This is a genomic window from Actinomadura violacea (assembly GCF_017573465.1).
GTDB classification, from domain to species: domain Bacteria; phylum Actinomycetota; class Actinomycetes; order Streptosporangiales; family Streptosporangiaceae; genus Spirillospora; species Spirillospora violacea.
Window position 1 is genome coordinate 108,224 of the sequence record NZ_JAGEPF010000023.1, and the last position, 12,165, is coordinate 120,388.

The 12,165-nt window shown below is 74.6% G+C and carries 13 protein-coding genes; 8 read left to right on the forward strand and 5 right to left on the reverse strand.

Annotated features, from left to right (window positions below):
- Nucleotides 1–77: 77 nt before the first annotated feature.
- The 4 genes from J4709_RS34605 (at nucleotide 78) to J4709_RS34620 (ending at nucleotide 4,093) form a co-directional block, all read left to right on the forward strand.
- Nucleotides 78–767, forward strand: a complete 690-nt coding sequence (locus J4709_RS34605; protein ID WP_208247219.1) for a GntR family transcriptional regulator — start codon at nucleotides 78–80, stop codon at nucleotides 765–767.
- A gap of 66 nt (nucleotides 768–833) precedes the next feature.
- Complete coding sequence (locus J4709_RS34610; RefSeq protein ID WP_208247220.1) at nucleotides 834–1,649, forward strand: enoyl-CoA hydratase/isomerase family protein; 816 nt, start codon at nucleotides 834–836, stop codon at nucleotides 1,647–1,649.
- Between the two features lie 49 nt (nucleotides 1,650–1,698).
- Nucleotides 1,699–2,874 carry an acyl-CoA dehydrogenase family protein gene (locus tag J4709_RS34615; RefSeq protein WP_208247222.1) on the forward strand — a complete coding sequence of 392 codons (1,176 nt, stop codon included), beginning with the start codon at nucleotides 1,699–1,701 and terminating at the stop codon, nucleotides 2,872–2,874.
- A gap of 7 nt (nucleotides 2,875–2,881) precedes the next feature.
- Nucleotides 2,882–4,093 carry a CaiB/BaiF CoA transferase family protein gene (locus tag J4709_RS34620; RefSeq protein ID WP_208247224.1) on the forward strand — a complete coding sequence of 404 codons (1,212 nt, stop codon included), beginning with the start codon at nucleotides 2,882–2,884 and terminating at the stop codon, nucleotides 4,091–4,093.
- A 35-nt stretch (nucleotides 4,094–4,128) separates the two neighbouring features.
- Here the strand turns inward: J4709_RS34620 and J4709_RS34625 are convergent, their stop codons facing one another.
- The 4 genes from J4709_RS34625 to J4709_RS34640 all read right to left on the reverse strand — a co-directional run bounded on the left by J4709_RS34625 (nucleotide 4,129) and on the right by J4709_RS34640 (nucleotide 7,732).
- Nucleotides 4,129–4,902, reverse strand: coding sequence for an ABC transporter ATP-binding protein (locus J4709_RS34625; protein ID WP_208247226.1), 774 nt, complete (start codon nucleotides 4,900–4,902; stop codon nucleotides 4,129–4,131).
- Nucleotides 4,902–5,996, reverse strand: coding sequence for a FecCD family ABC transporter permease (locus J4709_RS34630; RefSeq protein WP_208247228.1), 1,095 nt, complete (start codon nucleotides 5,994–5,996; stop codon nucleotides 4,902–4,904). The genes J4709_RS34625 and J4709_RS34630 overlap by 1 nt, the downstream gene beginning before the upstream one ends.
- On the reverse strand, nucleotides 5,989–7,071 hold the full coding sequence (locus tag J4709_RS34635) for an ABC transporter substrate-binding protein (protein ID WP_208247230.1): 1,083 nt from the start codon (nucleotides 7,069–7,071) through the stop codon (nucleotides 5,989–5,991). The genes J4709_RS34630 and J4709_RS34635 overlap by 8 nt, the downstream gene beginning before the upstream one ends.
- A 73-nt stretch (nucleotides 7,072–7,144) precedes the next feature.
- Nucleotides 7,145–7,732 (reverse strand): hypothetical protein, encoded by a 588-nt coding sequence (locus J4709_RS34640; RefSeq protein WP_208247232.1) that lies wholly within the window; start codon nucleotides 7,730–7,732, stop codon nucleotides 7,145–7,147.
- 80 nt (nucleotides 7,733–7,812) lie between these two features.
- On the opposite strand from J4709_RS34640, the gene J4709_RS34645 reads away from it, so the two are divergent.
- The 4 genes from J4709_RS34645 to J4709_RS34660 all read left to right on the forward strand — a co-directional run bounded on the left by J4709_RS34645 (nucleotide 7,813) and on the right by J4709_RS34660 (nucleotide 11,538).
- Nucleotides 7,813–8,673 carry a helix-turn-helix transcriptional regulator gene (locus tag J4709_RS34645; RefSeq protein ID WP_208247234.1) on the forward strand — a complete coding sequence of 287 codons (861 nt, stop codon included), beginning with the start codon at nucleotides 7,813–7,815 and terminating at the stop codon, nucleotides 8,671–8,673.
- Nucleotides 8,674–8,755: 82 nt separating this feature from the next.
- Nucleotides 8,756–9,514: a glucose 1-dehydrogenase gene (locus J4709_RS34650; protein WP_208247236.1), complete on the forward strand. Its 759-nt coding sequence runs from the start codon at nucleotides 8,756–8,758 to the stop codon at nucleotides 9,512–9,514.
- 45 nt (nucleotides 9,515–9,559) lie between these two features.
- Nucleotides 9,560–10,561 (forward strand): aldo/keto reductase, encoded by a 1,002-nt coding sequence (locus J4709_RS34655; protein WP_208247239.1) that lies wholly within the window; start codon nucleotides 9,560–9,562, stop codon nucleotides 10,559–10,561.
- Complete coding sequence (locus tag J4709_RS34660; protein ID WP_208247241.1) at nucleotides 10,561–11,538, forward strand: quinone oxidoreductase family protein; 978 nt, start codon at nucleotides 10,561–10,563, stop codon at nucleotides 11,536–11,538. Before J4709_RS34655 ends, J4709_RS34660 begins: the two co-directional genes overlap by 1 nt.
- 46 nt (nucleotides 11,539–11,584) lie before the next feature.
- On the opposite strand, the gene J4709_RS34665 is transcribed toward J4709_RS34660, so the two are convergent.
- The gene (locus tag J4709_RS34665) at nucleotides 11,585–12,160 is read right to left on the reverse strand and encodes a peroxiredoxin-like family protein (protein ID WP_208247243.1); all 576 of its coding nucleotides are present in this window, start codon (nucleotides 12,158–12,160) and stop codon (nucleotides 11,585–11,587) included.
- Between the last annotated feature and the right edge of the window lie 5 nt (nucleotides 12,161–12,165).

Here is a 12,165-nt window from a genome sequence, read left to right on the forward strand (position 1 = left end):
GCCCTGGAACGGCGGGGCGTGACGGGCGTCCCGTACATAATGTGGTGATCGCGCAGGCGCACGGGGAGACGATGACAGTGGCGATTTCCGATGGCCAGGCCCTCGGCAGGCGCCGCCAGCTCAGCGACGAGGTGGCCGCGTACGTCCGCGAGCTGATCATGTCCGGGCAGGTCGGGCACGGGGAGTTCCTGCGGCTCGAGCGGATCGCCGACGACCTCGGGATCAGCGTCACCCCGGTCCGCGAGGCGCTGCTGTCGCTGCGGGGCGAGGGGTTCGTGACGCTGGAGCCGCGCCGCGGGTTCATGCCGGCGCCGCTGTCGCGCCAGGACGTCCAGGACCTGTTCGAGGCGCAGGCGTACTTCGCCGGGGAGCTGGCCTCCCGCGCCGCCGAGAAGATCACGCACGACGAGCTGGAGACGCTCGACCAGCGGCAGGAGCTGCTGGTGCGGGCGTCGAAGGCCGCGGACGCCGACGGCATCGAGCGGGCCAACCACGAGTTCCACCGGGCGATCAACCTCTGCGCCCGGTCGCCGAAGACGGCATGGCTGCTCCAGCTGGTGGTGCGGTACGCGCCGCGTCGCTTCTACTCCAGCATCCAGGGCTGGAGCCAGGCGTCCGTGGACGACCACCGGCTGATCCTGGCGGCGCTGCGGGCCCGGGACGCCGAGGCCGCGCGCGGTGCGATGCGCGCGCACATCAGGCACGCCGGGACGCTGCTGGTCGTGCACCTGGAGGCGCAGGGGTTCTGGGCCGAGCAGGCCGACTGACCGGGGGTCCCCTAGCCTGCGGCGAACATCTCCCCATATCGTATAAAAAATTGCGAGGAGGGATCGATGGACGACCGGGACTCCGGAGCGGGCGCGGCGGGTGGCTCCACCGGCGACGTCGTCGAGGCGGCCGACCATGGCGCGACGCGGGTCCTGACGCTGAACCGGCCCGCCGCGCGCAACGCCATCGACATCCCGATGCGCCTGCGGCTCCTGGACGAGCTGCGCCGCGCCGCCGACGACCCGGCCGTCCGCGCGATCGTGCTGACGGGCGCGGGCGGCACGTTCTCGGCGGGCGGCGACCTGCGGTCGATGGAGGGCGCGGGCCCCGAGGAGGTCCGGGAGCGGCTGGCGCCGGTGCACCGGGCCGTCCGGATCATCGCGACCTGCGGGACGCCGGTGATCGCGGCCGTCGAGGGCGCCGCCGCCGGGCTCGGGGTGTCCCTCGCCGCCGCCTGCGACCACGTGGTGGCCGCCGAGGACGCCCGGTTCGTCGCCGCGTTCGGCAAGGTCGGACTCGTCGCCGACGGCGGGCTGCTGTGGACGCTCCCGCAGCGCGTCGGGATGGGACGCGCCAAGGAGATGCTCGTGTTCGGCCGGACCGTGCCCGCGCCGCGCGCCTGCGAGATCGGGCTCGCCGACTCGCTCGCCCCGCCCGGCGGGGCGCTGGACGCGGCGCTGGAGCTGGCCGCCGGGACGGCGTCGCTCGCCCCGCTCGCGGTCGCCGCCGCGAAGCGGCTGCTCGCGCGCGCCGACCACAGCCTGAAGCGGCTGCTGGAGGCCGAACGGGAGGAGCAGGCCGCGCTGTTCGGCACCGCCGACTTCGCCGAAGGCCGCGCCGCGTTCGCCGAGCGCCGCGCGCCCCGCTTCGAGGGCCGCTGAGCCGCCCCCACATGTCCAGCGCAGAGGTCCGACCCGGGAGGAACGGAACGTGAGCAGGCTGCAGCAGACCTACGGGCTGACGGACGAGCAGCGGGAGATCGTCGCGACGGTGCGGGCGTTCGTCGACAAGGAGGTCCTCCCGGTCGCCACGGGGCTGGAGCACGCCGACGAATACCCGCAGGCGATCGTCGACGGGATGAAGGACCTCGGCCTGTTCGGGCTGATGATCGACGAGGAGCACGGCGGGCTCGGCGAGTCGCTGCTGACCTACGCGCTCGCGGTGGAGGAGCTGTCGCGCGGCTGGATGAGCGTGTCCGGCATCGTCAACACCCACTTCATCGTCGCCTGGATGATCACCCACCACGGCACGCCGGAGCAGAAGGCGCACTACCTGCCGAAGATGGCGACCGGCGAGATCCGCGGCGCGTTCTCGATGTCGGAGCCCGGCTGCGGCTCCGACGTGTCGGCGATCAGGACCCGCGCCGTGCCCGACGGCGACCACCACGTGATCGACGGTCAGAAGATGTGGCTGACCAACGGCGGCTCCGCCAACCTCGTCGCCACGCTCGTCAAGACCGACCCGGACGCGGGCCACCGCGGCATGACGACGTTCCTGGTCGACAAGACGCCCGGGTTCGGCGAGGTCGCGCCGGGGCTGACCGTCCCCGGCAAGATCGAGAAGATGGGGTACAAGGGCGTCGACACCACCGAGCTGCTCTTCGACTCCTACCGGATCCCGTCCGCGCAGATCCTCGGCGGGACGCCCGGCCGCGGCTTCTACCAGATGATGGACGGCGTCGAGGTCGGCCGCGTGAACGTCGCGGCGCGCGGCTGCGGCGTCGCCCGCCGCGCCTACGAGCTGGCCCTCGGCTACGCGCGGCAGCGCGAGACGTTCGGCAGGCCGATCGCCGAGCACCAGGCCGTCATGTTCCGCCTCGCCGAGATGGCGACGAAGGTCGAGGCCGCCCACCAGATGATGGTGATGGCGGCGCGCCGCAAGGACTCCGGCGAGCGCAACGACCTCGAAGCGGGCATGGCCAAGTACCTGGCCAGCGAGTACTGCAAGGAGGTCGTCGAGGACGCGTTCCGCATCCACGGCGGCTACGCCTACTCCAAGGAGTACGAGATCGAGCGGCTCTACCGGGAGGCGCCGATGCTGCTGATCGGCGAGGGCACCGCCGACATCCAGAAGATGATCATCGGCCGCCGGCTGCTGGAGGACTGAGACCGCGATGCTCCCCCTCGAAGGCATCACGGTCGTCGCGCTGGAGCAGGCCGTCGCGGCGCCGTTCGCCACCCGGCAGCTCGCCGACCTCGGCGCCCGCGTCGTCAAGGTCGAGCGCGTGGACGGCGGCGACTTCGCCCGCGCCTACGACGCGAACGTGCGCGGCGGCCTCGGCACCCACTTCGCCTGGCTGAACCGGTCGAAGGAGTCGGTCGCGCTCGACCTCAAGCAGGACGAGGGCCGCGCGATCCTCACCGAGCTGGTCGCGGGCGCCGACGTGTTCCTGCAGAACCTCGCGCCGGGCGCCGCCGCACGCCTCGGCTTCGGCGCCGGCGAGCTGCGCGCCCGCGACCCGCGCCTGATCGTCGTCGACATGTCCGGGTACGGGACGCGCGGCCCGTACCGCGACAAGCGCGCCTACGACATGCTCGTCCAGGCCGAGGCCGGGCTGATCTCGGTGACGGGCACCCCGGAGACGCCGGTGAAGGCGGGCTCGCCGCTGGCCGACATCGCCGCCGGGATGTACGCGTTCTCCGGGACGCTGGCGGCGCTCGTCCGGCGCGGCACCACCGGCGAGGGCGCCTCGATCGAGGTCACGATGTTCGACGCGGTCGCCGAATGGATGGGCCAGGCGATGTACACGACCCTCTACACGGGCTCGGTGCCGCCGCGGACCCGGCTGAGCCATCCGGTGATCTCCCCGTACGACGCCTACCCGACCGCCGACGGCGTGGACGTGGTCATCGGCGTGCAGAACGACCGCGGCTGGGCGGCGCTGGCGAACGGCGTCCTGGACCGTCCCGGCCTGGTCACCGACCCCGAGTACGCGACGAACCGGGCGCGGGTCCGCAACCGCGAGAAGGTCGACGCGATCGTCTCCGGCGTCACCTCGGCGATGGACCGCGAGGAGCTGCTGCGGCGGCTGGACGAGGCCGGCGTGGCGAACGCGTCGCTGAACGACGGGCACGGGCTGATCGCGCACCCGCAGCTCGCCGAGCGCGACCGCTGGCGGGAGGTCGGCTCCCCGGTCGGGGCGATCCGGGCGATCCGCCCGCCGATCACGTTCACCGACGTCGAGGCGCGGATGGACCCGGTCCCGGCGCTCGGTGAGCACACCGAGGCCGTCCTGCGCGAGCTGGGGCGCGACGACGCCGCCATCGCCCGCCTGAGCGGTTCCGGGACCGTGCGGTTGCACGAGGCGGCGCCGCCCGCCTCCTGACCGGCACGGCCCCGGAGATCACCCGCCGTAGCGGATCACCACGGCTTCGCCGAGGCGACCGCGATGTGCGGGCGGCCGGTGATCGGATGCGCGCCGATGTGGGCGCGCACCCCGAACACGTCCGCGACGAACTCCGGCGTCAGCACCTCCAGCGGCGGACCGGACGCCCGTACGCGCCCGTGCTGCAGGACGACCACGCGGTCGCAGTAGGCGGCCGCGTGGTCGAGGTCGTGCAGCGCGGCCAGCAGCGTCAGCCCGAGCGACCGGACCAGGTCGAGCAGGCCGAGCTGCGCGCGCACGTCCAGGTGGTTGGTCGGCTCGTCGAGGATCAGCAGCGGCGCCTCCTGCGCGAGGGCCCGCGCCACCAGCGCGCGCTGCCGCTCGCCGCCCGACAGGGTGGAGAACAGCCGATCGGACGCGTGGGCCAGCCCGACCCGTTCCAGCGAGTCCGCCACGACGGCGCGGTCGGCGGCGTTCTCGCGTTCGAGGACGCCCTTGTGCGGCGCCCGCCCCATCGCGACCACCTCGGCGACGGAGAACTCGCCGCCGAGGTCGCCGTGCTGGGTGACGACCGCCCGCCGCCGCGCCGCCTGCCGCGCCCGCATCCGCCACAGGTCGTCGCCGTCCAGCGAGACGGCCCCGGCGGACGGCCGCAGGGACCGGTACACGGTGCGCAGCAGCGTCGACTTGCCGCTGCCGTTCGGGCCGATGAGCCCGACGAAGGCGCCGGGCTCGGCGACCAGGTCCACGTCCGACACGATCGGGGTGCCGTCGATCTCGGCGGTGACGCCCGCGATGTCCAGCCGCATCAGGCCGCGCCCCCCGGGCGCCGCCGCAGCAGCCACAGGAAGAACGGGACGCCGAGCCCCGTGGTGAAGATGCCGATCGGCAGCTCGTTCGGCCGGTCGGCGGTGCGCGCCACGATGTCGACCGCGACGAGGAACACCGCGCCGCCGAGCGCCGCGACCGGCAGCACCCGGCGGTGGTCGGCGCCGACCAGGAAGCGAGCGGCGTGCGGCACCATCAGCCCGACGAACCCGATCCCGCCGACCACGGCGACCGACGTGGCGGTCAGCAGCGACGCGACGACCAGCAGCGCGATCCGCAGCGCCGGAACGGACGCGCCGAGCCCGGCGGCCGCGTCGTCCCCGGCCAGCAGCGCGTTCATGCTCCGGCCCTGCACCAGCAGGAGCACCGTGCACGCCGCGATCACGGCGGCGGGCACGCCGAGGTCGGACCAGGTCGCGCCCGCGACGCTGCCCATCAGCCAGAACATCAGGCCCTGCAGCTCCGACGGGTCGAGCCGCAGCTGGACGAAGCTCGTCGCCGCCGAGCACAGGTACCCGACGGCGACCCCGGCCAGCACGAGCCGCGAGTCCAGCAGCCGGCCGCCGCGCTGCGCGAGCGCGTAGACGGCCAGGACGCTGAGCAGCGCCGTCACGAACGCCGCGCCGGTGACGCCGAGCCCGCCGAACGCGGTCGCGCCGAACGAGACGACGAGCACCGCGCCCAGCGACGCCCCCGCCGAGACGCCGAGGACGTACGGGTCGGCGAGCGGGTTGCGGACGAGCGCCTGCAGGGCCACGCCGGCGACGCTCAGCCCCGCGCCGACGAGCGCCGCGACCAGGACGCGCGGCGTGCGGAGCTCCCAGATCACCTGGTCGCGGAGCGGGTCCGGGGACGCCGCGCCGGTGAGGTGGGAGCCGATCACCCGCCAGACCGCGCCCGGCGGCAGGTCGACCGAGCCGACGGTGACGCCCGCCATCGCGACGGCGGCGAGCGCGGCGGCGAGCCCGCCGAGCAGGACGGCGACCATCCGGCCCGGCACCAGGTGCGGTCCCCGCCGCCGCCCCGCGCGTTCGGTGGTCGCGGTGCGCTCCGTGACCGCCGTGCCCTCAGCCATTCCCGTGCACCGCCTTCGCCAGCTTCTCGACGGCCCACGCGTTGAGCGGGCCGAGGAACGCGCCGTCCGCGACGGTCGCGTACGAGCGCGTCTTGGACGCCTGCCACTGCGGGTACTCGGCGAACAGCTTGCGCGCCTGCGCGGCGGGGTCCTCGCCGGGAGTGAACGCGCCGACGGCCAGGACGTCGACGTGCGCCATGGCCAGCTGCTCCTTGGTGAGCGTGGCGGTGACGTCCCGCGACCGTCCGGCGAACGCGTTGACGCCGCCGGCCGCCCGGATCACCTCGTCGGTGATGCGGCCGGTCATGACGGCGGGCAGCCCGGCGGCGTTCATCATCGACATGCCGGGATAGACGATCAGCACCTTGCGCGCAGGCTTGCCGGCGACCCGCGCCCGGACCGCGTCGACGCGCCGCCGCAGCCCCGCCGACACGTCCGCCGCCTTCCGCTGGACGTCGAAGACCCGGCCGAGCAGGGCCAGGAAGTCGTAGGACGACGCGATGGAGATCCGCTCGTACGCGCGCTTCTCCTCACCCGACGCGTTCGGCTTCCCATAGGCGCAGTTCACCGGGTTGACCAGGGTGTTGATCCCGGCGGCGGCGAGCTGCTCGCGGGTCGCGAGGCCGCGCTTGGCGTCGAACCCGCCCGACCACGTCGAGATCACCAGATCGGGCTTGGCGGCGAGGACCTGCTCGGCCGGCACCTCGAAGTTCCGGTTCATGGTGAGCCCGCCGGTCGGCAGCGCCTTCACGGCCGCGACCATCGACGGGTCGTCCGACACCCCGTACGACTGGGCGTTGGCGAGGACGCGGCCCTGCAGGCCGAGCAGCACGAAGCTCTCCGACTCCGCGACCGACGTCCCGTTCAGGATCAGCACGCGCCGGGGCGGCCCGGTGAACGTCACCTTCTGCCCGCAGTTGCGGACGGTCAGCGGGTAGGCCGTCTTGCTTGGGGCTCCGGTGGGGACGTCGGACGCATCGCGGGCGGGGGAGCCCGAGCACGCGGCGGCGCCCAGGAGTGTCCCGGCGGCCAGCGCGCCCAGCGCGGCCCGCCGGGACGGGTTGCCTTCGAACATGGGAGTTCCTTGTTTCCGGTGGTCATGAGGGCATGGCGAAGGCACGCCGAACCACCCGCGCGATGCGGCGCGGTTAGGCGGCGTGCGGCAGGACCACCGGAGGAGGCCCGCGCCGCCGGACGGCGCGGGCGAGCAGGACGCCGCGGCGCGGCGCGGGGTCGTCCGCGACCACCACGGGCCACGGCGGACGGTGCGACACGGCGGGCCAGCGGACGATCAGCCGGGTGAGGACGGTCGCGAAGACCGCCCCGTACAGCCACCACAGGGCCCGCTCGGCGTAGGCGAGCAGGACCGAGGCCGCGAGGGCGGCGGCGGCATGGCCGGCCAGCATCTGCGGGCCCATCGCGAGGCCGGGCGCCGCCATCGGCTCGGCGCCGGGCGCCATGTGGTGGGCGGGCGACGACGCGGACACCGTGAAAGCGAGGTGGAAGGCGGCCTGCGCCCATCCGACGACGGCCAGGATCCGCCGGAACGACATCATCCGGCCGGCGAGCCCGACGCACAGGACTCCCACCACGCCGCCGGTGGCGAGGACCGCCGGGAGCGGCGGCAGGCAGCAGGCGCCGCCCAGGGCGTGGCCGGCGAGCGAGAGCAGCGTGCAGGCGGCGGCGAGGAACCCGCCGCGCGCCCAGCGCGCCGCCGCCGTCCCCGAGCCGATCACGTGGCCAGCCTAGAGCCGGGTCTCCGGGCCCCGCCGCCGCCCCCGGCGATCATGACCCGGCCGCCGGATATCGTGGCGGCATGGCCAGTACGACCCCCGCCGCCGCCCCCGGCCGCCGCCGCGACGAACTGCGCGACTTCCTGCGCACCCGCCGCGCCCGTCTCACGCCCTCCGACGTCGGCATGCCCGACGCGGGCCGGCGCCGCACGCCCGGCCTGCGCCGCGAGGAGGTCGCCGTGCTCGCCGGCGTCGGCGTGTCCTGGTACACCTGGCTGGAGCAGGGCCGCGACATCAAGGTCTCCGGCGAGGTGCTGGACGCCATCGCCCGCGCCCTGCGCCTCGACGCCGCCGAGCGCGAGCACCTGTACCTGCTGGCCGGGCTGAACCCGCCGCGCGCCGAGGCCGGCCCGGCCGTCCCGATCACCCCGGAGCTGCACCGGGTGCTGGACGCCTGGTCGCCGCGGCCCGCCTACGTCCGGGACCGGCACTGGAACTTCGTCGCGATCAACGACGCGGCCCGCGCGGTGTTCGGGTTCGGCGACACAGACCACAACTGCCTGGTGTCGTTCTTCACCAACGCCCGCTACCGGGACATGCACCTGGAGTGGGCCGCGGCAGCGCCGGACGTCGTCGCCCGGTTCCGCGCCGACGCCGCCCGCTATCCCGACGACCCCGAGTTCGGCCGGATCGCCGGGGACATGATGGCCGCCAGCCCGGAGTTCGCCGAGCTGTGGCCCCGGCACGAGGTCAGCGGGGCCACCCAGGCGGTGAAGGGCGTCCGCCATCCCGAGGCCGGCGAGCTGGTCTTCGAGGGCACGCTGCTGCCGCTGGCCGACCGTCCGGGGACCAGCCTCGTGCTGCAGAACCCGCGTCCCGGCACCGGCACCATGGAACGCCTGGAGCGGCTGATGGCGCGGCGCGGGCTGGCCGCCGCGAGCTGACCCGCGCCCGCCAGGGTGGTGTTGGCAGACCCAGGATGAACGGAGTCTGTCCGCGCTCCCGCCCCGCCGACATGATCGGGGCATGCAGAACGAACGATTCGCGGGCAAGACCGCTCTGATCACCGGCGGCACCAGCGGGATGGGGCTCGCCACCGCACGGCGGCTGCTCGACGAGGGGGCCCGGGTCGTCGTGACCGGGCGCGACCAGGGGCGCCTGGACGCCGCCGTCAAGGACCTGGACGGCGGGGACCGCGTCCTCGCGGTGCGCGCCGACGCGGCGAGCCTCGCCGACCTGGACGCGCTGATGGCGGAGATCCGCACCCGGTTCGGGCGGCTGGACGTGGTGTTCGCCAACGCGGGCGTCGGGGCGTTCGCCTCGGCCGCGGACGTCACCGAGGACGACTTCGACCGGATCACCGGCGTCAACTTCAAAGGCGTGTTCTTCACCGTGCAGAAGGCGCTGCCGCTGCTCGACGACGGCGCCGCCATCGTGATCAACGCGTCCTGGACGCTGCACCGGGGCCTGCCGGTCGCCGCGGTGTACTCGGCGACGAAGGCCGCCGTGCACAACCTGGCCCGCACGCTGGCCGCCGAGCTGGGACCGCGCGGCATCCGGGTGAACTCGGTGAGCCCGGGCTTCATCGACACCCCGATGTTCCGCGGCGCCGCCCCCACCGATGAGGAGGCCGCCGCCTACGGCGCCCAGGTGGTGTCGGGCCGCCTCGGCACCGCGGAGGACGTCGCCGCCGCGGTCGCCTTCCTGGCCTCACCGGACGCCGGGTACGTCAACGGCCAGGACCTGCTGGTCGACGGCGGCCTGGTCACCGCCATCCCCGCCTGAACCCCCCATTTCAGTACGAACCGCTCACGAAAGGAACCGATCACCATGAGGAAGCGCGATTTCGCGGGCACGCAGGTGGGCGCCGTCGGGCTGGGCTGCATGGGGATGAGCTGGGCCTACACCGAGTCCGAGCGCGACGACGACGCGTCGGTGGCGCTGATCCGCGAGGCGCTCGACCTGGGCGTCACGTTCCTGGACACCGCGCAGCCCTACGGCGACGGCCACAACGAGACGCTGGTCGGGCGGGCGCTCGCCGGGCGCCGTGACGAGGCGGTGCTCGCCACCAAGACGGGCCTGGTCGTCGAGTCGCTCGCCACCCGGAACATCGTCCGGAACGGGCGGCCGGAGCATGTGAAGGCGTCCGCCGAGGACAGCCTGCGCCGCCTGGACACCGACGTCATCGACCTGTACTACCTGCACCGCGTCGACCCGGACGTGCCGCTCGCCGACACCTGGGGCGCGATGGCGGAGCTGGTCGCCGAGGGCAAGGTGCGGCGGCTCGGCATGTCGGAGGTGAGCGTCGCGCAGGCGGCCGAGGCGCACGCGATCCACCCGGTCGCGGCGATCCAGTCGGAGCTGTCGCTGTGGACGCGGGACGCGCTGGGGCAGCCGGGGGCGCAGGTCGGCGGCGGGTCGGTCGGAGGCGCCGGCGACGCGGGCGACGTGGTCGGCTGGTGCACCGCCAACGGCGCGGTGTTCGTGCCGTTCTCGCCGCTCGGCCGCGGGTTCCTCACCGGGACCGTCACCGCCGCCGACTTCGAGGACACCGACTTCCGCGGCGCCAACCCGCGCTTCCAGGAGGAGGCGCTGAAGGCGAACCTGCGGATCGTCGACGTCGTCAAGGCGGTCGCCGAGCGGCACGGCGCCACCCCGGCGCAGGTCGCGATCGCCTGGACGCTCGCGCAGGGCGACCACGTCATCCCGATCCCCGGCACCAAGAAGCAGCGGTACCTGCGCGACAACGCCGCCGCCGCCGACCTGGACCTCACCGAGACCGACCTGGCCGAGCTGGACGCCGTTCCCGCGGCCGTTGGAGGGCGTTACTGATGAAGGCCGTCACCATTCCCGCGTTCGGCGAGGCCGGCGTGCTGCGCGTCGACGAGGTCAAGACCCCCGAGCCGGGGCCGGGCCAGGTGTCCATCGACGTCGCCTACGCGGGCGCCAACTTCGCCGAGGTGCTGTACCGGCGGGGCGTCGTGGACGTGCCGCTGCCGTTCGTCCCCGGCATCGAGGTGTCCGGGCACGTCCGCGCGGTCGGCCCCGACGTCGAGGGGCTGCGCCCCGGCCAGCCCGTCGCCGCGCTGACGATCGTGGACAGCGGCGGGTACGCCGAGGCCGTCGTCACCTCCGCCGACCTGGTCGCGCCGCTGGACGGCCTCGACCTGGGCCTGGACGTCGCCGCCGCGATCCCGTCCAACAGCACGACCGCGTTCCTCGTCCTGGACCGGGCGGCGCGCATCGAGCCGGGCGAGACCGTGCTCGTGCACGCCGCCGCCGGGGGCGTGGGCAGCCAGCTCGGCCAGGCGGCCCGGCAGCTCGGCGCGGGCCGCGTGGCCGGCACCGTCGGCGGCCCCGCGAAGATCGAGACCGCGCGCGCCTTCGGCTACGACGACGTCGTGCTCCGCGACGAGCTGCCGGACCGGGTCGCGGACCTCACCGGCGGACGCGGGTTCGACATCGTCGTGGACATGGTCGGCGGCCCCGCGCGCCGCGCCAGCCTCGACGCGCTCGCGCCGATGGGCCGGATGATCGTGATGGGCAACGCGTCCGGCGCGGACGACGTGGGCGTGTCCGCGAACGAGCTGTGGTTCACCAACAAGTCCGTGGCGGGGTTCAACCTCGCCGCGTTCTCGGCCGCGTTCCCGGCCGACGCGGGCCGGGCGCTGCGCCGCGCCGTGGCCGCCGCGGCCTCCGGCGACCTGCGGGTCCAGGTGGAGGAACTGCCCTTGGAGCAGGCCGTGGAGGCGCACCGGCGGATCGAGTCCGGCGCGACGACCGGCAAGCTCGTCCTCGCGGTGCGCTGAGCACCGTCCGGCCGCGGGCCGGCGGCCTCGCGCCGCCGGCCCGCCGTCACGGCCGCGCCGAGGGGTCGGGGGCTTCGGCGGCCAGGGCGAGCAGTTCGTCGACCGACCACTGGTCGTAGGCGTGCTCGCCGTACTTCGCCGCCACCAGGCGCCCGTCCGCGCCGATCAGGAAGTCGCCGGGCAGGCCCAGCCGGCCGCCGGTCGGGCGGGCGCCCGGCGGGCGCTCGCGACTCCGTAGCACCCGCCAGGTCTTGACGGCCGAGGACCGGACGAGCGGGCCCCACACGCGGGGGTCGAGCAGCGCGCGGCGCGCGGACTCGACGCCGAACTCGGCGTACAGGCGCTTGCGCGGGTCGCCGACGACGGGGAACGGGAGGCCGGTGACGTGCTCGCGAAGTTCCTGCTCGGTGGAGTGGAACACCACGATCTCGCGGATCCCGGCGGCCTCGATCTCGGCGTGCCGGGTCACGAACGAGCGCAGGTGCAGGTTGCAGATCGGGCAGCCCGCGAACCGGCGGAACTGCAGGTGGACGAGGCGGTCCGGGTCGGGCACGGGGACGGCGGGGCCGCCGGCCGGGGCCAGCTCGCGGGCGGGGACGTCGGAACCGGGGACGAGACGCATCGGCG